The 22,362-nt window shown below is 64.7% G+C and carries 19 protein-coding genes; 12 read left to right on the top strand and 7 right to left on the bottom strand.

Annotated features, from left to right (window positions below; genetic code table 11):
* The first annotated feature begins 99 nt into the window (after nucleotides 1-99).
* The 6 genes from GVL12_RS16205 (at nucleotide 100) to GVL12_RS16180 (ending at nucleotide 8,378) form a co-directional block, all read left to right on the top strand.
* On the top strand, nucleotides 100-1,776 hold the full coding sequence (locus tag GVL12_RS16205; RefSeq protein WP_200843810.1) for an AarF/ABC1/UbiB kinase family protein: 1,677 nt from the start codon (nucleotides 100-102) through the stop codon (nucleotides 1,774-1,776).
* A gap of 183 nt (nucleotides 1,777-1,959) precedes the next feature.
* A complete protein-coding gene (locus GVL12_RS16200; protein ID WP_159915857.1) occupies nucleotides 1,960-3,147 on the top strand; it encodes an ABC transporter substrate-binding protein in 1,188 nt (395 codons plus the stop codon).
* 89 nt (nucleotides 3,148-3,236) lie between these two features.
* Complete coding sequence (locus GVL12_RS16195; protein ID WP_159915856.1) at nucleotides 3,237-4,157, top strand: branched-chain amino acid ABC transporter permease; 921 nt, start codon at nucleotides 3,237-3,239, stop codon at nucleotides 4,155-4,157.
* The gene (locus GVL12_RS16190) at nucleotides 4,157-6,013 is read left to right on the top strand and encodes an ATP-binding cassette domain-containing protein (RefSeq protein WP_200843809.1); all 1,857 of its coding nucleotides are present in this window, start codon (nucleotides 4,157-4,159) and stop codon (nucleotides 6,011-6,013) included. The genes GVL12_RS16195 and GVL12_RS16190 overlap by 1 nt, the downstream gene beginning before the upstream one ends.
* Before the next feature lie 7 nt (nucleotides 6,014-6,020).
* Complete coding sequence (locus GVL12_RS16185) at nucleotides 6,021-6,731, top strand: ABC transporter ATP-binding protein (RefSeq protein WP_368855046.1); 711 nt, start codon at nucleotides 6,021-6,023, stop codon at nucleotides 6,729-6,731.
* Between the two features lie 15 nt (nucleotides 6,732-6,746).
* The gene (locus GVL12_RS16180; RefSeq protein ID WP_159915854.1) at nucleotides 6,747-8,378 is read left to right on the top strand and encodes an AMP-binding protein; all 1,632 of its coding nucleotides are present in this window, start codon (nucleotides 6,747-6,749) and stop codon (nucleotides 8,376-8,378) included.
* Between the two features lie 215 nt (nucleotides 8,379-8,593).
* Here GVL12_RS16180 and GVL12_RS16175 read toward each other — a convergent pair whose 3' ends face one another.
* Nucleotides 8,594-9,550: a transposase gene (locus tag GVL12_RS16175; protein ID WP_159915853.1), complete on the bottom strand. Its 957-nt coding sequence runs from the start codon at nucleotides 9,548-9,550 to the stop codon at nucleotides 8,594-8,596.
* Nucleotides 9,551-10,016: 466 nt separating this feature from the next.
* A complete protein-coding gene (locus GVL12_RS16170; protein ID WP_159915852.1) occupies nucleotides 10,017-11,294 on the bottom strand; it encodes a hydroxymethylglutaryl-CoA reductase, degradative in 1,278 nt (425 codons plus the stop codon).
* A gap of 117 nt (nucleotides 11,295-11,411) precedes the next feature.
* Here GVL12_RS16170 and GVL12_RS16165 point away from each other — a divergent pair, with 117 nt between their 5' ends.
* From GVL12_RS16165 to GVL12_RS16155, 3 genes are all read left to right on the top strand, one after another.
* Nucleotides 11,412-12,797, top strand: a complete 1,386-nt coding sequence (locus tag GVL12_RS16165) for a PLP-dependent aminotransferase family protein (protein ID WP_159915851.1) — start codon at nucleotides 11,412-11,414, stop codon at nucleotides 12,795-12,797.
* Between the two features lie 139 nt (nucleotides 12,798-12,936).
* On the top strand, nucleotides 12,937-13,335 hold the full coding sequence (locus tag GVL12_RS16160) for a hypothetical protein (protein WP_159915849.1): 399 nt from the start codon (nucleotides 12,937-12,939) through the stop codon (nucleotides 13,333-13,335).
* 114 nt (nucleotides 13,336-13,449) lie between these two features.
* Nucleotides 13,450-14,343, top strand: a complete 894-nt coding sequence (locus GVL12_RS16155; protein WP_159915847.1) for a dienelactone hydrolase family protein — start codon at nucleotides 13,450-13,452, stop codon at nucleotides 14,341-14,343.
* A 95-nt stretch (nucleotides 14,344-14,438) separates the two neighbouring features.
* On the opposite strand, the gene GVL12_RS16150 is transcribed toward GVL12_RS16155, so the two are convergent.
* The 5 genes from GVL12_RS16150 to GVL12_RS16130 all read right to left on the bottom strand — a co-directional run bounded on the left by GVL12_RS16150 (nucleotide 14,439) and on the right by GVL12_RS16130 (nucleotide 19,331).
* Nucleotides 14,439-16,190 carry a flotillin family protein gene (locus tag GVL12_RS16150; RefSeq protein ID WP_159915918.1) on the bottom strand — a complete coding sequence of 584 codons (1,752 nt, stop codon included), beginning with the start codon at nucleotides 16,188-16,190 and terminating at the stop codon, nucleotides 14,439-14,441.
* A 49-nt stretch (nucleotides 16,191-16,239) separates the two neighbouring features.
* A complete protein-coding gene (locus GVL12_RS16145; protein ID WP_200843808.1) occupies nucleotides 16,240-16,848 on the bottom strand; it encodes a YqiJ family protein in 609 nt (202 codons plus the stop codon).
* 18 nt (nucleotides 16,849-16,866) lie between these two features.
* Nucleotides 16,867-17,532: a PspA/IM30 family protein gene (locus GVL12_RS16140; RefSeq protein ID WP_159915843.1), complete on the bottom strand. Its 666-nt coding sequence runs from the start codon at nucleotides 17,530-17,532 to the stop codon at nucleotides 16,867-16,869.
* A gap of 334 nt (nucleotides 17,533-17,866) precedes the next feature.
* A complete protein-coding gene (locus GVL12_RS16135) occupies nucleotides 17,867-18,310 on the bottom strand; it encodes a hypothetical protein (RefSeq protein WP_159915841.1) in 444 nt (147 codons plus the stop codon).
* Between the two features lie 79 nt (nucleotides 18,311-18,389).
* A complete protein-coding gene (locus GVL12_RS16130) occupies nucleotides 18,390-19,331 on the bottom strand; it encodes a LysR family transcriptional regulator (RefSeq protein WP_159915839.1) in 942 nt (313 codons plus the stop codon).
* A 69-nt stretch (nucleotides 19,332-19,400) separates the two neighbouring features.
* On the opposite strand from GVL12_RS16130, the gene GVL12_RS16125 reads away from it, so the two are divergent.
* From GVL12_RS16125 to GVL12_RS16115, 3 genes are read left to right on the top strand one after another with little or no spacing between them, the layout of a single operon-like run.
* Nucleotides 19,401-20,849 carry an acyclic terpene utilization AtuA family protein gene (locus tag GVL12_RS16125; protein WP_159915837.1) on the top strand — a complete coding sequence of 483 codons (1,449 nt, stop codon included), beginning with the start codon at nucleotides 19,401-19,403 and terminating at the stop codon, nucleotides 20,847-20,849.
* Between the two features lie 15 nt (nucleotides 20,850-20,864).
* Nucleotides 20,865-21,236, top strand: a complete 372-nt coding sequence (locus tag GVL12_RS16120) for a hypothetical protein (protein WP_159915835.1) — start codon at nucleotides 20,865-20,867, stop codon at nucleotides 21,234-21,236.
* Nucleotides 21,237-21,284: 48 nt separating this feature from the next.
* A complete protein-coding gene (locus GVL12_RS16115) occupies nucleotides 21,285-22,286 on the top strand; it encodes a tripartite tricarboxylate transporter substrate binding protein (RefSeq protein WP_159915833.1) in 1,002 nt (333 codons plus the stop codon).
* The last annotated feature ends 76 nt before the right edge of the window (nucleotides 22,287-22,362 follow it).

Here is a 22,362-nt window from a genome sequence, read left to right as displayed (position 1 = left end):
GGCTGAGCGACCTCTCGCATGTGAGGTGAAGCCGTGCCGATGAACATGTCCCGTCGCAGCCGCTGCGCTGCTGCTTGCTAGCTGCCTGAAGGAGAGTCCATGGCCATGCTGTATACCGGCATCGTGGCGGTGCGCGATCGCGCCCGTCTGCAGGAAATCGTAGGAACATTGCTCAAGTTTGGCCTGGCTGACGTCGTCCAGATGCTGGGACTGTCGCGCTGGGCTGCGTGGAGCCCGGTCAGCGACGACGGCAGCGACGCACAGGCCCTCGCCAGCCGACCCGAGCGCGTGCGGATGGCGATAGAGGCCCTGGGCCCGACCTTCGTCAAACTCGGCCAGATCCTGGCCACCCGCTCGGACCTGCTGCCCGCTGAATGGACGCAGGCGCTGGAGCAATTGCAGCAGCAGGCAGCAGCCCTGCCGTGGGACGTGATGCAGGCGCACATCGAAGCCCAGCTGGGCATGCCGATAGAACAGGCTTTCAGCCGCTTTGACCGCGAGCCTCTGGCGGCGGCCTCCATCGCCCAGGTCTATCGCGCCAGCGTGCTGCGCGACGATGGCACGCTGCGCGAGATGGTCGTCAAGGTGCAGCGCCCGGGGATACGCGCCGGACTGGAGGCCGATGCCCGCCTGCTCAAGCATGTCGCCCTGCTGGTTCAGGAGCGCTTTGCGCAACTCGAACGCTACCGTCCCGTCGAAGTGGCCCGGCAAGTCAGCGAGGCATTGCGCGATGAGCTGGACTTCACGATAGAGGGGCAGCACAACGACCTCGTGGCCGATGCCTTTGCCCAGCAGCCCGACATCGTCATCGCGCGCATCGTCTGGGAGCTCAGCGGTCCTGAGTTGCTGGTGCAGGACCTGTTGCCTGGCGTGCCCGCCCACCAGGTGCGGCTGCACCCGGCGCTCGACGGGCCGCTGCTGGCCCGGCGCGGCGCCCAGGCGTTTTTGCAGATGGTGCTGCGCGATGGGCTGTTCCATGCCGATCCCCATCCCGGCAATCTGCTGGCCATGTCGGACAATCGCGTGGGCTTTATCGACTTCGGTCTGGTCGGCCATCTTTCCGAGCGGCGGCGCGATCAGTTCCTGGTGCTGTTGCGTGCCATGGTCGAGGGGGATGCCAACGGTCTGGTCATGGTGCTGCTCGAATGGACGGGTGATGCCCAGGCCGACATCTCTATGCTGGAGTCGGCCGTGGAGCGCTATGTTGCCAAGCGCAATGACAAGCCCCTGTCGCTGGGGGCTTCCATGATCGGATTCATGGACCTGGCACGCGAGGCCCAGGTGGTCATGCCGGCCGACATGGCCTTGCTCTTCAAGGCCTTGATCACGGCCGATCGCGTGCTGCTGCAATTGGATCCTGAATTCGACGTCGTGCGCATTGCCCAGCCCATGGTCGAGGCGCAGATCAGGGCGCGCTACGCGCCTGAGCGGCTGCTGCGGGAGCAGCGCGCGGCCCTGGCCCAGCTTTACGAGATGGCCGCGGATGCGCCCAAGACATTGCGCCTGCTGATGTATCGCCTGAAACAAGGCCGCGTGGGGGTGGACATGAACATCCGCCATCTGCAGCGCGTCTCGCTGGCCGTGGAGCGTGCCGCCACGCGCATGGCGCTGGCGGTGGTGGCCGGCGCCTTCATTCTGGGCATGGGGCCCACCTTGCTGGCCTGGGATGTGCGATGGTTCGGGGTTCCCGTCTTTCCCGTGCTCGGTGGTCTGGGTGCCGTGGTCAGCCTGGCCGTGCTGGCACTGACCATGCGTCGACAAAAGGCATTGGAGTAGGGGGCACGGCGCCGGGGCTGAAACGCTTTTCGGGGACCTTTGCGCTGCCAGGGACTGTATCGCTCAACTGTACCTGTCGGCATGGATACAGTTTGTCTATATTGACCAGACACCAAATGGGTCGCATACCCAAAGCCGATGGCTTTGGGGGGGACCTCACAAAAGCCGTCAAAGGAGACAAGCATGAACTGGTTCAAAGGATTTGCCAAAACGGCGATTGCCGCCGCCATCGTATCGGGCACGGCCTATGCGCAGGACATCAAGATCGGCTACAACGCCGACATGTCGGGCAGCGGTGTCGCCGAGCTGGGGATTTCGGGGCGCTGGGGCTTCGAGGCCGCGATCGAGGACATCAACAAGGCCGGCGGCATCATGGGGCGCAAGGTCGTGGGCGTGATCCGCGACGATCTGGGCACGCCCCCGAAGTCGATCCAGAACATGACCGAGCTGATCGACAACGAAAAGGTCGCGGCCGTCGTCGGGCCCGCGAACTCGGGCAATGCCCTGGCCTGGCTGCACCTTCCCCAGCAAAAGAAGATTCCCGTGGTGGTGCCGATTGCCACCGGCTCCGAGATCACCACCCGCTATGCGAACGAGGCGCAGAACTACCTGTTCCGCATCTCCATGGTGGACCGCGAGCAGTCCGCGCTGCTGGCGGCCTATGCGGCCAAGCATTCCCCAGGCAAGAAGATTGCCGTCATCGCCGATTCCACGGGCTATGGCCAGGGCGGCACCAAGGATGCTACGGCGATTCTGGAGCTGCACGGCATCAAGCCGGTGGCGGTGGAAAAGTTCGGCCCCAAGGATACGGACATCACTTCGCAGCTGTCCAAGATCAAGGCGGCGGGTGCCGACACGGTGATCGTCTACGGCCTGGCCGATGGCACGGCCCAGGTGCTGCGCAGCATGGAAAAGATCAACTACCTGCCGACCACGCTGGGCGCCTGGGGCAATCTGAGCTCGCTGTTCCCGAAGATGACGGGCCCCAAGCTGGCCGAGCACCTGATCATGGCGGCGTCGACCACGGAAGACACCAACGAGAAAACCCGCGCGCTGGGCGAACGCGTGCGCAAGAACTTTCCCACGCTGACCACCTTCCCCTGCGCGGCGCAAAGCTATGACTCGGTGATGCTGATCGCCGCCGCGATGAAGCAGGCCAACAGCACCGACGGCCCCAAGGTGGCCGCGGCGCTCGAGAACCTGCAAGGCGTGGAAGGCGTGATCAAGACCTACAACAAGCCGTTCACCAAGACCATGCACGAAGGCCTGAACGTCAGCGACTTCTACCTGGCGCGCTGGAAGGGCGACACCGTCGTGAAGTTCGAGGACTCCGTGACCAAGGGCTTCCAGCCCGCCGACTTCAAGAAGTAAATCCTGTCCGTGATGGGTGTCGCTGGTGGACTGCGCAGGCAGTCCACCAGCACCTTGCGTTGGTATGGCGAGCGATGGGAGTTGCACGTATGGCAGTCAGTATTCTTCAGGCCATGTTCAGTGGCCTGGCACTGGGCAGCATCTATGCCCTGGTGGCGCTGGGTTTCAATATCACCCACAACACCACCAAAACCTTCAATTTCGGCCAGGGCGAGTTTCTCGTCGCTGGCGCATTCATCGCGGTGTCGACCTTGCTGCTGCTGGCCGGCCACGATTTCAAGGGCAGCCTGAAGGAAGCCGAAGTGACGCTGGCGCGCTATGGCCTGAGTCTGCTGGCCACGGTGGTGATCATGGGCCTGCTGGGCGTCGTGGTGTATTACGCCGCGATCCGTCCGTTCATCGGCCAGGGCGGCCTGGCCTGGGTGATGAGCACGATCGGCTTCGGCATCATCATCCAGAACATTGCACTGGCCATCTGGGGCCCTTCGCCCATGGTCATGCCTTCGCCGCTGGGCAACGAGGTGTTGCGCATCGGCGGCGCGGGCGTGCTGCCGCAGGAAATCCTGGTGCTGTGCGTGAGCATCGCGCTGATGCTGTGCCTCGATACCGTGATGCGCAGGACACGCCTGGGCAAGGCGGTGCGCGCCGTGGCGCAAAGCAGCACCGCGGCGACGCTGATGGGCATCAACGTGACGGCGATCGTGGTGCTGGCCTTTGTGGTCAGCGCGAGCCTGGCCGGCATCGCCGGCCTGCTGATTGCGCCCATCACCACCGCCTCGGTGTTCATGGGGCTGACGCTGGCGCTCAAGGCGTTTTCATCGGCCATCGTCGGCGGCCTGAGCAACCCGCGCGGCTGCATGCTGGGCGGCTTTCTGCTCGGGTTGATCGAGGCCATGGTCGGACTGTGGCATGCGGAGTTGCGCGAGATCAGCATCTTCCTGCTGATCATTTTTGTTCTGGTGCTCAAGCCTGAAGGCCTGCTGGGTCAGCGCGTGGTGGAGAAGGTCTGATGAGCCAGTACAAGCATCTTTTGGGCATCATTGCCTTTGCGGCCCTGGTGGGGCTGATTCCGCTGGTCACCGACAACGGTTTCTATCTCAAGGTCCTGTTCCTGATCGGCGTGAACTATCTTGCCGCCGCGGGGCTGAACGTGCTGGTCGGCTATGCCGGACAGAAGTCGCTGGGCCATGCGGGGCTGTTTGCCGTGGGAGCCTACACGGCCGCGCTGCTCACGGCCAAGCTCGGCTGGAACCCCTGGCTCGCGTTTGTGGCCGCAGGCGTGATGGCCGCGGTGTTCGGCGTGGTGATTGCCTTGCCCGCGCTGCGCGTCAAGGGCCCGGCGCTGGCGATGGTGACCATCGGTTTTGGCGTGGTGGTGGAGAAGGTGGTCTCCGAGTGGCAGGATGTGTTTGCCGGCCAGCAGGGCATCTACGGCGTGCTGCCGCTGACGTTCGGCGGCGAGCCGCTCGATGCGCGGCAATGGGTCTGGGTGGTGCTGGCGCTGGGCATCGCAGCCCATCTGATGCTGCGCTTTCTGCTGCGCGGCAAGTATGGCCGGGCGTTCATGGCGGTCAACACGGCTGAAGTGGCCGCGGAAAGCGTGGGCGTGAGCGTCTACAAGTACAAGGTGCTGGCCTTCGTGATCAGCGCCGTGACCTGCGGCTTCGCGGGCGCGCTGATCACCCAGCAGAACCAGTACATCAATTCCGACTTCATCACCTTCAACCTGTCGGTCTTCTTTTTGCTGATCGTGCTGTTTGGCGGGCGCTCGGTATACGGGCCGCTGCTCGGCGCCGTGGTGCTGACGCTGCTCGATGCGTTTCTCGCGCGCTGGCCGGGCGTGCAGCATTTCACCTATGGCGCACTGCTGCTGTTCGCGCTGTATGCGATGCCCAATGGATTGTCGGGCGCGCTGTCGGCACTGTTTCGCCGCGTGCGCTGGTACGACCGCCGGGCCGTGGGGCCAGAGCGCGCGCCCATCGCCCCCTGGCGTTCGCATGTGCAAAGCGATGCCCTGGCCAGCGGCGAAGTGCTGCTGCGCACGCAAGGCCTGTACAAGGCCTATGGTGGCGTGGTGCCGACCAACAACCTGGACATCGAGATCCAGTCGGGCCATGTGCATTCGCTGATCGGCCCGAACGGCGCGGGCAAGACCACGCTGCTCAACATCCTGTCGGGCATCGTGCCGCCGAGCAAGGGCTCCATAGAGTTTCGCGGCAAGAGCATCGTCGGGCGACCCGTCTACCGGATCTGCAACATGGGCCTGGGGCGCACGTTCCAGAACCTCAAGCTGTTTGCCGACATGTCGGTGATAGACAACGTGAAGGTGGGCCTGCACCAGCATATCCGCACCGGCTTCTGGCCGTATCTGCTGGGCCTGCCCGCGGCGTCCCGCGACGAAGCCAAGGCCACGGCCGAGTCGCTGGAAATTCTGCAGTTCCTCGGCCTGCAGGAGCATGCGCGCGCGCTCGCCGGCAGCCTGCCGTACGGCCTGCAGCGGCGCGTGGAGCTGGCGCGTGCACTCGCCACGCGCCCCACGCTGCTGCTGCTCGATGAGCCGGCCGCGGGCCTCAATCCCCAGGAAACGGCGGAGCTCGTGGAAGTGATACGCAGCATCCGCGATCTGGGAATCACCATCTTGCTGATCGAACACCATATGGACCTGGTGATGGCCATTTCCGACCATGTGATCGTGCTCGATTACGGCGAAAAGATCGCCGAGGGCGTGCCGCTCGCGGTGCAAAGCAACCCGCGCGTGATTGCGGCCTATCTGGGCACCGATGACGACGATGAAGGAGACGCAGTGCCGCACCCGGCGCCTGCAGCTTCGCGCGGCCCCGTGGGCCTGGGAGAAAGCCATGTCTGAGAAAGCCTTGCTCAAAGTCACCGATCTGCAGGTGCACTACGGCGCGGTGCAGGCCTTGCGCGGCATCAGCCTCGAAGTGCATGCGGGCGAAATCGTCACCATGATCGGCGGCAACGGCGCGGGAAAAAGCACGCTGATGAAAGCGCTGTCGGGCCTGGAGCCCGCCAGCAGCGGCTCCATCGTGTTCGACGGCCAGGACATCACGCGCCTGCCCGGCCATCAGCGCGTCGCGATGGGCATCGCGCAGTCGCCCGAAGGCCGCCAGGTGTTTGCCGACCAGACGGTGAGGGACAACCTGATCCTGGGCGCCTACCACCGCAAGGTGGGCCGTCAGGCCATCGACGCCGATATCGAGGCCCAGTTCGACGCGTTCCCGCGGCTGCGCGAGCGCCAGGACCAGATGGCGGGAACGATGTCGGGGGGCGAGCAGCAGATGCTGGCGATCGCACGCGCGCTGATGGCCAGGCCCAAGCTGCTGCTGCTCGACGAGCCTTCGCTGGGCCTTGCGCCGCTGATCGTCAAGGAGATCTTCGCCATCATCCGCGGCCTGCAGCAAAAGGACGTCACGATCCTGCTCGTCGAGCAGATGGCCAACCAGGCGCTGGCCGTGGCCGATCGCGCCTATGTGCTTGAAACCGGTTGCATCACGATGCAGGGCGGCGGCAAGGCGCTGCGCGCCGACCCGAAAATCCGGGCGGCTTATCTTGGCAGCCATTGAATGTAAGGACTCCGTGTGATTGCCATCCATGATGCGAGCAGCATTGGCGAAGTGTTTTTCCAGGCTGCACAAACCTACGCCGCCAACAGCCTGATGGCCGTGCCGGCCAACCCGGCGCGCAGCTACCATCCCGAGGGCTACGAGATCAGCTACGGCGATGCGGCCGCGCAGGTCAGGGCGCTGATGCGCGACTACCAGCAGGCCGGCTATGGCCTGGGCCACCGCGTGGGCCTGCTGCTTGAAAGCCGGCCCGAGCACATGCTGCACAAGCTCGCGCTCAATGCGCTGGGCGTCTGCTGCGTACCCGTCAATCCCGACTACCGCCCGGGCGAGTTCGCCTATCTGATCGACCATGCGCAGCTCGACTTGCTGCTGGTGCTCGAAAGCCATGCCGATGCGACTGAGGCCGCGCTGCGCGAAAGCCGGCACCGGCCCGCGGTCGCTATCTGGCAGCAGTGGGCGCTGGGCCTGCCCGCGGCGGTGCGCCCTGCACAGGCCGGGCAGGTGGGGCCCGATACACCGGCGAGCATTCTCTACACGTCGGGCACCACGGGCCGGCCCAAGGGCTGCGTGCTGTCGCACCACTACGAAGTCGCCGCAGGCCACGCCTATGCGACGCGCGGCGGCCTGGCGAGCATCCGCGAAGGCGCGGAGAGGCTTTACAACCCGCTGCCGCTGTTCCATGTGAACGCGTCTATCCTGTCGTTCTACTGCATGCTGCTGACCGGCGGCTGCCAGGTGCAGACCGACCGTTTCCAGCCGTCGCGCTGGTGGCAGGAAGTGCGCCAGACGCGCGCGACCATCGTCCATTATCTCGGCGTCGTGATCCAACTGCTGCTGCTCCAGCCGCCGTCCGAAGAAGACAAGACGCATTGCGTGCGCTTTGGCTTTGGCGCGGGCGTCGAGCCCCAGCTGCATGCGGCGTTCGAGGAGCGCTTCGGTTTTCCGCTGCTCGAACTCTGGGGCATGACCGAGATGGTGCGCATCATGGTCGATTGCCATGCGCCCCGCCAGGTCGGCAGCCGCGCGTTCGGCTGCGCGGTCGAGGGCGTGCAGGCGCGCGCCGTCGACGATCTCGACCAGGAAGTGCCCGACGGAACGCCGGGCGAACTGGTGATTCGCCATTCCGAAGAGACGCCGCGCAAGGACTTCTTCAGCGAATACCTGGACGACCCCGCGGCCACCGAAAGCGCCTGGCGCGGCGGCTGGTTCCATACCGGCGACATGGTGGTGCGTGACGCCGGCGGCATGTTCCATTTCGTCGACCGGCGCAAGAACATCATCCGGCGTTCGGGCGAGAACATCGCGGCGGCCGAAGTCGAAGCCATGCTGCTGACCCACCCCTGGGTCGAGCAGGCGGCGGTGATGGCCGTGGCCGATGAAGTGCGCGAAGAAGAGGTGCTGGCCTGCATCGTGCTCAAGGCCGGCGTGCCGGGCCGCGATCAAGCTGCTCTGGCGCAGCAGATTTTCCAGCATTGCCACCGCGCCATGGCCTATTACAAGGCGCCGGGCTGGATCTGGTTCACGCCGCAGATTCCGACCACGGGCACGCAGAAAATCCAGAAGCATGCGATCTTCGCGCGCGGCATCGATCCGCGACAGGTGGCGGGGATGCTGGATTTGCGGGGGATGAAGAAGCGCGGGTGAGGAGATGCCGCCGGGTCTGTTGAATACCGGGGCTTCGACGCGGCCGGCGAGGCAAGCTCAGCCCGAGCGGATTTCTCCGCCGCGCCAGGAACCACCAGATATCCTCCAAAACCCGTTCGTGCTTAGCGCGGTAAGCGAGCCGAAGTCTCGCAAGGCGTTCAAAAGAAACAGCGGGCTTCAAAATCCCCGTTCGTCCTGAGGTTCTATGGTTTTCGTCAACCCTTAATGGCCACCCGTGAGCCATCGAAGTTGTTTTGCTGCATGAACAGCGAATACGCCACGCGCAGGAGTTTTCGGGCGAGCACGATCAGCGCAGCTGTCGTGCTCAGTCCTTTCTCGCGCTGGGCAAGATAGAACTCCTTCCAGGTCTTGGTACGGGCGGCTGACATCGCAGCTACGTACAGAAGGCGCCGGCTCTCCGGCCAGCCCCTCTTGGACAAGCGCCGTTGGCCCGTCTTCTTACCCGAGTCGTTGGGGCGCGGATCCAGTCCGGTGAAGGCGATGACCGCATTGGCACTGGGCTGCTGCATGCTCCCGAAGAGCATTACCAGCAGCGATCCGCAGACCAGCCCCAGCCCGGGCACCGAGGTGATGTGCTCGAATGCCTGGCGGCTTGGTGGGTCAGCTTTGATGATCGCGGTCAGTTGCGTATCGATGTGCTCGATAGCTTCCTTCAGCGCCTTGAGCACCGGCGCGTTCAGCTGCGTGAGCATCTCGTTGTGGCTGCCGGCCTGCTTCAGTGCGCTGCGCTGGCGAACCAAGGTCGCCCGGTGAGTAATGAGCTCACGCAGTTGGGCTTGGCTGGCTGTGGGCGGCTGCCACTGGCGCAGTTGCTCATGCTCGCGGCAGACGTAGCGGGCCAGGACAAGCGCATCGATGCGGTCGGTCTTGCCGCGTTGGCCGACTGACTGCGCGTAGCGGCGCGCATCCAGAGGGTTGAGAACATAAACACGCAGGCCCGCAGCATGTGCGGCCTGTGCCAGCGCCGTGTGATAGCGGCCGGTCGACTCAAGTCCCAGCACGCAGCCACGGCGCAGAGTGCGCAGCAGTTTGGTGATGCCTTCGACTGTATTGTCATATCGTTGCACGCTGGACTGCCCGTACACGGCGACATCCAAGTGGGCGCTTGCTACATCCACGCCAACAAATTCAGTAGCTTGTTGGTTCTTCATCGCTCAAAATACGAGTGCCGGGGTGGACCCTGCTGTCGGCGTGAGCTTGCAAGAATTGGCGATCGAGACTGCATTGAGCAGAAGACGTCGCCAGGTTCCTTATTGACGCTCGGCGCAGGGATGGGGTTGTGACTCAGTTAGTCGGTCCGTTGGGTCTTAAGCAACGGCCGAAGCCTGTCGATGTCCCTCCATCCCGGCTCCTCGCCCTTTCTTGAAGTTTGGTTGATGGAGACTCAACCATACAAGCCTGTCGAAGGGTGAACGGCCTGCGCTCAAAGCATGAGGACGGGTCGTTCATGGTTCGACAAGCTCACCACGAACGGGTCACTGTTTTGCCGCCGTTTGCCAAAATCGGCCACCTTCTAAGTCATTGATTTATTTGACAAAAAAAGCTGTTTCTTGAGAGCCCGTCGAAGGATGAACGGCCTGCGCTCAAGGCATGAGTACATGCCGTTCATCCGCGTTTTTATACGCCAGCCAACAACGCCTTCGCCCGGTCCACACTGACATTCTTTTCCTGTGCCATCTGCGCCGCAATGCGCTGGATATCGCCGCCGGACGCGCCCGCGAGCAGGGCGATGTTGCGTGCATGCAATGCCATGTGGCCGCGCTGAATGCCTTCGGTCGACAGTGCGCGCAGCGCGCCCAGGTTCTGCGCCAGGCCCACGGCCGCGGCGATTTCGCCGAGCTCCTGCGCGCTTTGCACCTGCATCACGCGCAGCGCCCAGCGCGCCAGCGGGTGGGTCTTGGTGGCGCCGCCGACCAGGCCCACGGGCATGGGCAGCTCGATGCTGCCGACCAGGTGGCCGTCGCGGTTCTTTTCCCAGCGCGTGAGCGAGGTGTAGCGGCCCGACTGCGCGGCGTAGGCGTGGGCGCCGGCTTCGACCGCGCGCCAGTCGTTGCCCGTGGCGACGATCACCGGGTCTATGCCGTTCATGATGCCCTTGTTGTGCGTGGCCGCGCGGTAGGGGTCGATCTTGGCGAACGTGTAGGCATCGAGCACGCCTTCGATGACTTCGCTGCCGCTGTACTGCGCGGTGGCCAGGGTCTGGGGCGAAAGCGTCACGCGCGCACGTGCCAGGCGCAGATCGGCGAGGTTGGACAGGATGCGCAGGCGCACCGTGGCCGATGTGATCTGCTCGATATAGGCCGACACCGTTTCCGCCATGGTGTTCACCGTGTTCGCGCCCATCGCGTCGCGCACGTCGACGATCAGGTGGGCGACCACCATGGGGCCGCGCGGCGTGCTGTCGAACACATGGACTTCGATGTCCTTGCAGCCGCCGCCCAGGCCGATCAGCACCGTGTCCCTGGCGTTGGCGCGCGCGATGATCTCGGCCTTGTTTTCCAGCACGATCTGGCGCACGCCATAGGGGTCGGTCATGCCCACGATCTGGATCTGGGCGCGCATCAGCGGCGCCGTGGACGAGGTGAAGAAACCGCCGCTGTCGCGCGCGAGCTTGGCCATGAACGAGGCCGCGGCCACGACCGAAGGCTCTTCGACCACCATGGGCACGAGCACGTTCTTGCCGTTGACCAGGAAATTGCTGGCGATGCCCAGCGGCAGCTCGAATGTGCCGACGACGTTTTCAATCATCCCATCGGCCACGTCCAGGGGCAGGGCGCCAGCTTGCGCGAGCAGTTGGCGGTCCTGCGCATCGAGGCCGGCGGCTTCGGCGACGCGGTTCAGGCGCTCGAGCGGAGTCATGGAGCGCATATTGGGCAGGCGGGAGTCACGGGTCATGAAAATCCTTGGGGCGCAGGTGAGGGTGGATCAGGGTATTCCCGGCGAAGCGGGACTGCCTGTTACTTTAGGCGTGCTGTACCCTTTGCAGCAGGTACAGTTATTGAGAACAGATCCATGTCCACAACGCTTGCGGGTTTCAAGATCCTCGCCGAATCCCTGGAGCGGGAAATCCGCCAGGGTGCTTACAAGGTCGGCGAGAAGCTGCCGTCGCTGCGCGAGATCACGCGCGAGCGCGCCTATGGCAAGAACACGGTGATCGCCGCGTTCGAGTTGCTGGTCGCGCGCGGGCTGGTGGAGCCGCGGCGCGGCGCGGGCTTCTATGTGAAGGACATCGCCGCGCCGGGCGACATGGACACCCCCGACCACGCCCTGGGCCGTGCCAAGGATTGGGTCTGGCTGATACGCGAGCAGCTCAAGGACGACCCCCAGGCGATACGCGCGGCCGACGGCATGCCGCCGCCCGAGTGGCTCGCGGGCGCGCGCCTTGACCGGGTGCACCACAAGGTGGTGCGCGGCGGGCTGGGCGCGCTGTTCAGCTATGGCAACCGCTACGGCTACCTGCCGCTGCGCCAGCAACTGGTGCGCAAGCTCGGCGCCCTGGGCATAGAGACCGACCCACGGCAGATCCTGATGACCCATGGCGCCAACCAGGCCATGGACCTGGTGCTGCGCTACATGATTCCGCCGGGCGCGACGGTGCTGGTCGACGATCCGGGCTATTACTTTCTGTTTGCCAAGCTCAAGGTGCATGGCGCGGAAATCGCCGGCATTCCGCGCCAGCCCGACGGCCCGGACCTCGAGGTGCTCGAGCAGGTGCTGATACGCAAGCGCCCGCGGCTGTTCTTCGTGCAGTCCGTGGGCCACAACCCCACGGGCTCGGACATCAGCGACTACAAGGCCAGGCGCCTGCTGGCATTGGCCGAAAAATACAATCTGCTGCTGGTCGACATGGACCCGCTGGCGGATCTCAAGCCGCAGGATCAGGTGCGGCTGTCGGCGCTGGACCAGTTGCAGCGCACGATCTACATAGGCTCGTTTTCCAAGTCGCTGTCCGCGGCACTGCGTGTGGGCTTTCTCGCCTGCAGTGCCGACATGGCGTCCGAACTCGCCGATCTCAAGTCCATCGTGCATGTGAGCAGCTCGGAATATGCGGAGCGCACGGTCGACACCATCTTGCGCGAGCGCACCTATGCCAAGCACATCAGCGCGCTCAAGGCGCATGTGGCCCAGGCCACGCGCCAGTCGCGCCAGCTGCTTGGCGACGCCGGCGCGCACTTTTTCTGCGATGCCCAGGAGAGCCTCTACATGTGGGTGCGCTTCGACGGGCTCGATGATTCGCTGGCGCTGTCGGAATATCTGACCGCCGAGCAGATCACCGTCGCTCCGGGGCGCATCTTCAGCGTCGATCCGGGCATCACCAGCCCCTGGATGCGTCTGAACAGCGGCATCGTGGTGCACGAGAAATTCCAGGCCATGCTGCAACGCAGGCCGCTGTGGTGAGGCCCGCAGGCCACGCCCGCCGATGTTGGTTACAACGCCTGGCGCAAAAAGGCAGATACTGCCTTGGCGACTTCAACGGGCGCCAAGGTTGATCGAATCCACGCGCCTTCTGCGGCTTTCCAACCTCAAGGAGAACTCCATGCTACGTATGGCTTCTATCGCTTTTCTGGCTTCGGTCGCGCTGACCGCGTGCAATACGGCGCCGGCCAGCAACGCTCCCATGGCCCAGGCTTCGCCTGCCACGACCATGAATGGCATGCTCGTGGGCCCCAACCAGATGACGCTGTATGTGTTCGACCGCGATGCGGTGGGCAGTGGCAAGAGCGTGTGCAATGGCGGCTGCGCGACCAACTGGCCGCCGCTGATCGCACCCGCGGGCGCCAAGCCCATAGGCGACTGGAGCGTGATCACGCGTGACGATGGTGCGAGCCAGTGGGCCTACAAGGGCCGCCCGCTCTACTACTGGGCCAGGGACGGCCGCCCGGGTGACGCCACGGGCGAGGGCGTAGGCAATGTCTGGCGCCTGGCCAGGCCCTGACGGCAGCGCGCCACGGCTTGCAGCGGCCCGTGGCTGAATCGGCGCGGCGCGGTTGATGGATGGGCATGCATGGTCGTAAGATCATTGCTTCCCATCCCTTGTTCAGGAGCTGCCATGACCACTCGCTTGACTGCCGCCGATTTCGACCAGGAGCTGTTGATTCTTTTTGACGCCTACGTGCATGGCGACATGGACCGGCGCAGTTTTCTGGGCCAGGCGCAGCGCTATGCGAAGGCCGGCGTGACGGCCGCCGGGCTGCTGGCGGCGCTGAGCCCCAATTTCGCCGCGGGCCAGCAGGTGCCGGCGCAAGACAGCCGCGTGAGCACGCAGCGCGTCTCGCTGCCATCGCCTTCGGTCTACGGCAGCATCAATGGTTACCTCGCGCGCCCCTCGGCTGCGGGCGCGGCGCGCCTGCCCATGGTGCTGGTGGTGCATGAGAACCGCGGCCTCAATCCGCACATCGAGGACGTGACGCGCCGCCTGGCGCTCGAAGGCTTCATGGCGTTCGCGCCCGATGCGCTCACGCCGCTGGGCGGCTATCCCGGCGACGAAGACAAGGCGCGCGAAGCCTTCGCCAAGCTGGACCAGGCCAGTACCCGTGAAGACTTTCTCGCCGCCGCGCAGTGGCTGCGCATGCGCGCCGATGGCGACGGCAAGCTCGGCGTGGTCGGTTTTTGCTATGGCGGCGGCATGGCGCACTGGCTTGCGACGCAGTTGCCCGAACTGCGGGCCGCCGTGCCGTTCTATGGCAATACGCCCGATCCCGCGCAGGCGGCGCGCGTCAAGGCGCCGCTGCAGGTGCACCTGGCCGCTGTCGATGAACGCATCAACGCGGCCTGGCCGGCCTACGAAGCCGCGCTCCAGGCGGCCGGCGCGAAGTACGAGGTGCACCATTACGCGGGCACGCAGCATGGTTTCAACAACGACACCACGCCGCGCTATGACGCGGCCGCGGCCAAGCTGGCCTGGGACCGCACCATTGCGTTTTTCAAGGCACAGCTGGGGTGACTGGAGAGCCGGGCACGGCCGCTTGTCCTGAGCCTGCCGAAGGGTCGAGGGTCGATTCAGGACGCGGCATTCACTTCGCCGAAGTCCCGATAGCATCAAGCCTTCTCGGCAACGGGCTCTTGCGCTGGCAGCGAGGTAGCTCCAAGCAAAGGCGCATCGGTTGCTGGCGCGACTGGAAGCGCCACCATGCTGGCAATTGACTGCGCGATACCGGTAAGCGAAGGGTTTGCCAAGCCGGCATCTTTCATGATGGCGTCAACAATGGGTTTGGCCACTTGATACTGCAAGGCGGAGTTCACCACCTGTTCTGGCAGGGTGCCGCCCGTCGCTGGGCCGTTGCCATGACCGCCTGCGCCCGAACCCATGCCCGGCAAGCCGTTGACTTGGAAGAGTCGGATGGAATCGATTTTCTCCATCGGCTTGGCCGCCTGTTCCAGGATCTGGGGCAGCGACTCGATGAGCTGCATGCGCACGGCTAAATCAATCTGGGCCATGCCCAGGCGGTTCTTGGCTTCATTGATGGCGGCAATACCTTCAGCTTCGGCCAACGCAGCGTCTTTGCGGGCATGGGCCTCTACGCTGATGGCGGCGGCGCGATTCTCGGCGGCTTCACGTTCGGCCTGCGCTGCAACCTTGACGGCAATGGCCTGCTGTTCGGCGTCTTTTGCAGCATCAATCAGTTGAATGGCCTTGCCGCGTTCGGCCACGGCCATTTCGCGCGCCGTTTTTACGAGCTCCTCCGAGCGCACGGAATCCGCCAAAGCCGCGTTGGCGGTAGCGTCGGCCTGTGATTGTTCTTCTGATTTTCGGGCGATGGCAATGGCTGCATCTTGGTTGGCGAGCTCTACCGATTGCCGTTGCTCGGCTTGCTTGATGCGCGTTTCACGCTCCGCTTCGATGTTCTTTTTCTGAATGGCCAAGTTTTTGTCAATTTCTGCGCTGTTCACCGTGCGGTCGGCCTCAATGCGCCGCTCCTTGACCTGACGGTCGGCGTTGATCCGAACTTCTTCGGCTTCGCGTTGGCGTTCTGCCTCGGTTTTGGCGATTTCAGCAATTTGCTCGGCCTTTGCATTGGCGATCGCTTGCAATTGCGTCAGTGTGGCAAATTCTTGATTCTTTGAGATGTCGAGCTTGACGCGTTCGGCCTCCAGGTTCTTTGTGCGCACCTGCACTTCAGTATCTTGCTCAATGTCGTTGCGCTGTTTGCGGCGTGCCTCGGTTTCTTGCGTCAAGCGAGTCAAGCCTTCGGCGTCGAACGCGTTGTTGGGGTTGAAGAAATCTTTGGCAGTCTGATCCATGCTGGTGAGCGACACGGATTCCAGCTCAAGTCCGTTTTTTTCCAGATCTTCGGCCACCGCGTTTTGCACGGCTTGGACGAATTCACGGCGCTTGTCCTGCAATTCCTGCATGGTCATGGTCGCGGCGGTTGCACGCAGGGCGTCGACAAACTTGTCTTCCACCAACACTTTGAGTTGCTGCGGCTCCATTGTCTTGCGGCCCAGGGTTTGTGCGGCGGTGCTGACCGATTCGGCCATTTGCTTGACGCGCACGAAGAACGCGGCTGCCACGTCGACGCGCATGCGGTCGAGTGCAATCAGGCTTTGCTCTTCCTTGCGCGAGACCTCCAGCTTGAGCGTGTTCATGTTGACCGGAATGATTTCGTGAAAAACCGGCAACACCAGCGCGCCTCCGTTGATGATGACTTTCTGCCCCCCAAGGCCGGTGCGCACGAAGGCGGTCTCTTTGCTTGCGCGCCGGTAGAGGCGTGCAACGATGATGCCAATGGCCAGCAAGGTAAACAGTGCAATGCCGGCCGGAACGCCGATATTGATCAGCATTTCGTTCATGTGTGTATCGGTGAGCATTTTTTCCTCTGATTGAAAGGTCTTGCCCGCACTAAAGCAGTTCGGGGTGTGGGTTGCGGATGCCGTAAAAGCGAGCGCCGGCCTTGCGCACGAGCAGCACCGAGTCGCCTTCTGCAAAGGTTTCGGCCGCGATGTCAGGCTCGACGAGCACGTAATGCAAGTCGCCGTTCGCGTCGCGAATCTTGGTCTGAGCTGCCATGCCGGTGCGTGCAATCCCTTGTGTGACCATGCCGGTGCGGCCCACCAAGGACTGCTCGCTGACAGCCGTGGTCTCGTTGTCGGGCAGTACCCGCGCGAGCAGGCCGCCAATCGCACGCACGCAGGACATGCCTGTGAGCGCTGCTGGCAGCGAAGCCAGCCACCACGGCAGCAAGCTGCCGAACAACGTGCCGGCCACCGCCTGCACTACATAGCCCGACACGGAAAAGCCGGCTAAAAAGAGGATCAGCAGTACCAGGATCGGGACCCTGCCGAGGTGTAGCCAGCCCAACGCTGGTTCCAGCCCTTCGGGCATATCGGGCAGCATGCTATCCAGCCCGTGCGAGGGGCTTTGCGCGAATAGCAGACCCGCGCCTTCGACCACGGTCAGCCCGACCATGGTTGCCAAGGCTGCGCCAAATGGCCAGGTTTCAGGGCTCATGAGAACAATCATGCGGAGTTACCGCCCGGCTTTGAGCGCGGCCAGGCGCTCGCGGATTTTGTTTTCCAGCATCAAGCCGTTCAGTTCACGCAGCTTTGCAGATTGATCTGCTGTCGCCTGCGGCGCCAGCGCATCCAGGCCGGTTTGACGTCTGTAGGTTCTATCGAAGGCGGCCTGAATTGCGCGCGCGTTTGCATCCAGGCAATGGTTGCCATGCTCGGCGCCAACGCTTGCCGACTTGCACTGGGCGAACTCCAAGTCGGTAATGGCGCTTGCCATTTCGCGGCGCTTGCTCATCAGGCCGTCCATGTAGCCGGATAGCGATTTTTCTTCTTGCGCGAGCTGGCTGAGGCTGGATTCGAGGATGGGTAGCTGGGCCTCGACATCGATCTGCCGTGCGATTGCCGTCTTGGCCAGGTCGTCGCGTGCCTGATTCAAGGCCGCTGACAAGGCACAGTCCAGGCTTCCGTGCTCTTGGTTCAACCGCTGGTGCTGCTGCTGGATGAGGTGCCGGTTGACGGCGATGCGCCCGAGTTCGCCGCGCACCTCGTCGACGACGGTGTCGAGCTCGCGCGCCAATTGCTCGAGCATGGCGATTGGCGCTGCGTCTTCAATTCGCCCAAGCAGCGCATGGGCGCTGCCAGTAATCACTCGGGCCACGCGGGACTGGAGGGTATCGGTCATTGTGCTTGTCCTTGGGTTGGCGGAAATCAACTGGCACAGCTCAAGTCCTGGGCTGATGTCTTGCCGCACTGCTTGTGTGCCACACGCGGCTGCATTGCGTGCAACCGTTCGGCGTGTTTAAAGTATTACTCATTGATATTCTATTTCGATAGTTTTTTTATATCAACAGGGTGGCGCTGAAAACACATGAGTGCATCCCATGGCATGGTGAGAAAGACCGCTATTTCTTCCGGCCCATGTGCCTGGCAACATGGACCGGTGCAGTTTTTTGGCACGGGCGCAGCGCCGCAGTGGCTGCCGCTGGCGTTCTTGCAGGCGCAGCTGGCTTGAGGCGTTAGCGTGACGCGGGCGCGATGGTCACGGGCGCAGCAGCTTGCGACGCAAACAGGCTTTCCTCATCGAGCAGCTCAAACGCAATCTCCGGGCGCTGCTCGAAGCTGCGCTTGATCGCCGCGGGAATCGCCTGGCGCGTCTTGCGGCACAGCCCCGGGCGTTCGAGCACCAGAATGGTGATGCCGCGCAGCGTGCGCACTTCGCGCGTGCTGGTCTGGATCTGCAGTTCGAGGCCCAACTGCTGCTGCATGCGCTGCTGCATGTGGCGCAGGTCGGCAAGGCTTGCGAGGTTCTCCAGCCGCTGCACCAGGCGTTTCTCGTCTTCGCGCGTCAGCCGCATGATGCGCAGGTCGCCCTGCGGGTCCTGCAGCAGGGCATCGCGCCCGCAGGTGCAGGCACCGGGCGGACATTCGCTGCGCAATGGAAAAAGGGGCAGTGGGTTCATCGTGCTGGCTTCCCGCGTTCGCTGCGCCTTGCCGGCGCTAGCTCAGGACATCATAGCCAGACGCGCGCGCCACGGTTTTTCACGGCCGGCCCACGGGCTGCATTTCTTCCTGTCCCTGCAGCCATTCCTGCAGCGAATGCTGGGCGCTGTCGTGGAAGGCCTGGGCAGCGGGCCCGAGGTGCAGGTGGCGGTGGCGCACCCAGTAGATCGTGCGCGACGGCGCAAGGCCTTGGAGTCGGCGTATCGCAATGCCCGGGTCCTGGAAATAGGCCAGCGACAGCGCGGGCACCAGGCTCACTCCCAGGCCGGCGCGCACCATGCCCATGACGGTGGCGAGCTGCTCGACTTCCATGCAGGTCTGCAGCAGCGGCTGCGGGAGGACTGCGGCCTGCCAGGCCTCGACGCTTGCCCGGATGCTGGTGTGGGCCGCGAGCTGTACGAAAGGCACACCGCGCAGCGCCTGGGGCGCGACCGGCGCCGGCGTCTGTGCGAGGGGATGCGCCTGGGGACACACCAGGTAGAACGTTTCCTCGGCCACTGCGGTCGCATGCAGGTCGGGGTGGCGCGCCAGCGCCGTGCACAGTGCCCAGTCGGCCTGGCCTTGCTGCACGCTTTCGAGACAGGGCGTGTTCAAGGCATCGCGCACCTGCACCTGGATTTGCGGATGGGATTGCGCGAACTGCGCGAGCACCGAAGGCAGCCAGTGGGCGGCCAGCGAAGGCAGCAGCGCGACCGTGACGCGGCTGGCGCGCAACTGGGCCGCGCCTTGCAGCGACTGCACGGCCTGGTCGATTGCGGCGAGCAGGTGCTGCGCATGCGGCAGGAAGTCCTGGCCCGCGGGCGTGAGCATCACATGGCGGGTGCTGCGCTCGAACAGCTGTGACCCCAGGCCCTGTTCCAGACCCTGGATCAGGGCGCTGAACGCGGGCTGCGACAGGCAGCACTGCTGCGCGGCGCGCGTGAAGCTCAGATGCTGGTGCAGGGCCTGGAAGGCCTGCAGTTGCCGGGTGGTCAGATTCATAGAAAACTCAGATCAATCTATCCAAATCATCGAATTTACAACATAAATTGCATTCTCTATATTGGCGCCATGGCGAACCCTCTTCCTGATCTGAACTCCACGCGCTGGCCCTCGGGGCCGGCTTCTGCCTCCACGCCCCGCGGCCCGCTCCTCGTGGGCTGCGGCGCGGGGTTTTCGGGGGACCGCACGGACGCCGCGCGGCCCGTGGTCGACGACTTGATCGCCGCCGACGCGCCCGCGGTGCTGATTTTCGAAACCCTGGCCGAACGCACGCTGGCGCTGGCGCAACTGGCGCGGGCGCGCGATCCCGCGGCCGGCTACGAGCCGCTGCTTGCGGACCTGCTGCGGCCCGTGCTCGCCGACTGCCTCGCGCATGGCATACGCATCGTCAGCAATTTCGGCGCGGCCAACCCCGCGGGCGCGGCGGCCTGCATTGCGGCGCTGGCCGGGGAGCTGGGTATTCGCGTGCCGCGCATGGCGCTGGTGCATGGCGATGACCTGATGGGCGCGGAGCACGCCCAGGCCTTGCAGGACGCGTGTGGCGCCGACTGGCCCGAGGCCCGGGTCGTGAGTGCCAATGCCTATATCGGCGCGCAGCCGATCGCCCAGGCACTGCAGGACGGCGCCGAAATCGTGATTGCGGGCCGCGTCGCCGACCCGGCGCTGGTGCTCGGGCCGGCCGTGGCCTGGCATGGCTGGGCCTGGGACGATTGGGATCGCCTTGCGCGCGGCACCATGGCCGGCCACCTGCTCGAATGCGGCGCCCAGGTCTGCGGCGGTTATTTTGCCGACCCCGGCTACAAGGATGTGCCCGATCTGGCCCATGTGGGCTTTCCTATCGCGCGCATCGAAGCCGACGGCCAGTGCACCATAACCAAGCCCGCGCATACCGGCGGCCTGATCAATGCCCAGACCGTCAAGGAGCAGCTGCTGTATGAAGTGCACGACCCCGCGGCCTATCTGACCCCCGATGTGGTGGCCGACATCAGCCAGGCCCGGGTCACCGAAGTCGGGCACAACCAGGTGCGCCTCGACGGCGTGCGCGGCCACGCGCGGCCCAGCCATCTCAAGGTCAATGTCTGCAGCGAACGCGGCTGGCTTGCCGAAGCCGAGATTTCCTATGCGGGCGCCCATGCCCTCGCACGTGCCCAGTTGGCGCGCCAGATCATTGCGACGCGGCTGGGCGCGCGCGGCACGCTGCGCTGCGATTTCATCGGCGTGACCAGCGTGCTCGGCGATGACCAGGGCCAGTGGCTGGCGCAGTTGCCGGCCGCGGGCAGCGCCGCCGCCGACGCGCCGCGCGACGTGCGCGTGCGCTGGGCCTGGGAGCAACCCACGGCGGCCGCGGCCGAAGTGCTGCTGCGCGAAGTCAACGCGCTCTACACCTGCGGGCCGGGCGGCGGCGGCGGCGTGCGCACCCAGCTGCGCTCGCGCCTGTCGACCGTGTCCTGCCTGCTGCCGCGCGCGCAGATTCCCTGTGGCTGGCGCTGGTGGAACCCCGCCCCTGTCACGCCTTAATCCATGCCATTCCCCATGAACTCTTTTGCCACCCTGAGCCTGCCCCTGTACCGTCTGGCCCACGGCCGTACCGGCGACAAAGGCAATCGCAGCAATATCAGCGTGATCGCCTACCACCCGCTGCTCTGGCCGGTGATCGAGGCCCAGGTCACGGCCGAGCGCGTGGCCGCGCATTTCGCGCCGCGCAGTCCCAGCAGCGTCGCGCGCCATGTGCTGGCGCAGTTGCAGGCGCTCAATTTCGTCATCGACGATGTGCTCGAAGGCGGCGTCAACAGCGCGCTCAACCTCGACAGCCATGGCAAGGCGCTGGCCTTCGACCTGCTGCAGATGGAGATCGCGCTGCCGGCCGATCTGCTGATCCATTGCAAGGGGCCGCAAGAGCCCTGACCGCTTCACCGTTCATTCACCCAACTACTACAACCCAGGAGACAAACCATGAACAAGCCATCCACCCCGAACTTCCTGCGCCGACGCACGCTGGGCGCAGGCATCGCCGCTGCGCTGGTGCTGGCCGCACCCGCAGCCTTTGCGCAAGGCGCGGCCAGGTACCCGGCCAAGCCGCTGACCTTCGTCGTGCCGTTCGCGGCCGGCAGCGCGACCGACCAGATCGCGCGCGCGCTGGGCCAGTCGCTGACCCAGGAGACGGGCCAGGCCGTGGTCGTGGAAAACAAGGGCGGCGCCAGCGGCATGCTCGCCGCCCAGAGCGTGGCGCGCGCCGCGCCCGATGGCTATACGGTGCTGATCACCACCAACACCACGCACGCGGCCAACGAGCACCTCTACAAGAAGCTGCCCTACGACCCGGTCAAGGACTTCGCGCCCGTGACGGGCCTGGGCAAGGGCGGCCAGGTGCTGGTGGTGAATTCCACGTCGCCACTGCAGTCCGTCAAGGACCTCGTGGCCTATGCCAAGGCCCACCCGGGCAAGCTGACGTTCGGCAGCGGCAGTTCCTCGAGCCGCATGGCCGGGGAAATGCTCAAGCAGCTCGCGGGCGTGGACATCCTGCACGTGCCCTACAAGAGCAATCCGCTGGCCATCACCGACCTGCTCGGCGGCCAGATCGATCTGATGATCACCGACGTCTCCACCGGCCTGCCGCAGGTGCAGGCCGGCAAGCTCAAGGCCCTGGGCTTTTCCACGCAGGAGCGCAGCGCCATGCTGCCCGACGTGCCGACCATAGACCAGGCCGGCGTCAAGGGCTACAACATGGGCTACTGGTTCGCGGCCTACCTGCCCGCGGGCACGCCGCCGCAGATCGTGAACCAGCTCAGCAGCCTGCTGGGCAAGGCCGTGGAAAGCCGCCATGCCGCGAGCTTCTACACGCTGTCGGGCACCAGCCGCTGGCATGGCACGCCCGATGAACTGGCCAGATTCCAGGCCGAGGAAACCGCCAAGTGGGGCCAGGTGATCAAGGCGGCAGGCATCCAGCCCGAATGACAGGCGTGTGAGTCGGCGCCTTCTCCGACAGCGCCCGGGGCGTGAACCACCGAGGAATCCTGCACAATGCTCCAAC

Source organism: Pantoea sp. 18069 (assembly GCF_902706035.1).
In the GTDB taxonomy this organism is placed as follows: domain Bacteria; phylum Pseudomonadota; class Gammaproteobacteria; order Burkholderiales; family Burkholderiaceae_C; genus Comamonas.
This window is presented reverse-complemented; position numbering and strand designations above follow the sequence as displayed.

What these genes read in the sequence shown, in the direction of transcription:
- GVL12_RS16205 (WP_200843810.1), top strand. Translation starts at nt 100, where the DNA reads ATGGCCATGCTGTATACCGGCATCGTGGCGGTGCGCGATCGCGCCCGT.
- GVL12_RS16200 (WP_159915857.1), top strand. Translation starts at nt 1,960, where the DNA reads ATGAACTGGTTCAAAGGATTTGCCAAAACGGCGATTGCCGCCGCCATC.
- GVL12_RS16195 (WP_159915856.1), top strand. Translation starts at nt 3,237, where the DNA reads ATGGCAGTCAGTATTCTTCAGGCCATGTTCAGTGGCCTGGCACTGGGC.
- GVL12_RS16190 (WP_200843809.1), top strand. Translation starts at nt 4,157, where the DNA reads ATGAGCCAGTACAAGCATCTTTTGGGCATCATTGCCTTTGCGGCCCTG.
- GVL12_RS16175 (WP_159915853.1), bottom strand. Translation starts at nt 9,550, where the DNA reads ATGAAGAACCAACAAGCTACTGAATTTGTTGGCGTGGATGTAGCAAGC.
- GVL12_RS16170 (WP_159915852.1), bottom strand. Translation starts at nt 11,294, where the DNA reads ATGACCCGTGACTCCCGCCTGCCCAATATGCGCTCCATGACTCCGCTC.
- GVL12_RS16165 (WP_159915851.1), top strand. Translation starts at nt 11,412, where the DNA reads ATGTCCACAACGCTTGCGGGTTTCAAGATCCTCGCCGAATCCCTGGAG.
- GVL12_RS16160 (WP_159915849.1), top strand. Translation starts at nt 12,937, where the DNA reads ATGCTACGTATGGCTTCTATCGCTTTTCTGGCTTCGGTCGCGCTGACC.
- GVL12_RS16155 (WP_159915847.1), top strand. Translation starts at nt 13,450, where the DNA reads ATGACCACTCGCTTGACTGCCGCCGATTTCGACCAGGAGCTGTTGATT.
- GVL12_RS16150 (WP_159915918.1), bottom strand. Translation starts at nt 16,190, where the DNA reads ATGAACGAAATGCTGATCAATATCGGCGTTCCGGCCGGCATTGCACTG.
- GVL12_RS16145 (WP_200843808.1), bottom strand. Translation starts at nt 16,848, where the DNA reads ATGAGCCCTGAAACCTGGCCATTTGGCGCAGCCTTGGCAACCATGGTC.
- GVL12_RS16140 (WP_159915843.1), bottom strand. Translation starts at nt 17,532, where the DNA reads ATGACCGATACCCTCCAGTCCCGCGTGGCCCGAGTGATTACTGGCAGC.
- GVL12_RS16135 (WP_159915841.1), bottom strand. Translation starts at nt 18,310, where the DNA reads ATGAACCCACTGCCCCTTTTTCCATTGCGCAGCGAATGTCCGCCCGGT.
- GVL12_RS16130 (WP_159915839.1), bottom strand. Translation starts at nt 19,331, where the DNA reads ATGAATCTGACCACCCGGCAACTGCAGGCCTTCCAGGCCCTGCACCAG.
- GVL12_RS16125 (WP_159915837.1), top strand. Translation starts at nt 19,401, where the DNA reads ATGGCGAACCCTCTTCCTGATCTGAACTCCACGCGCTGGCCCTCGGGG.
- GVL12_RS16120 (WP_159915835.1), top strand. Translation starts at nt 20,865, where the DNA reads ATGAACTCTTTTGCCACCCTGAGCCTGCCCCTGTACCGTCTGGCCCAC.
- GVL12_RS16115 (WP_159915833.1), top strand. Translation starts at nt 21,285, where the DNA reads ATGAACAAGCCATCCACCCCGAACTTCCTGCGCCGACGCACGCTGGGC.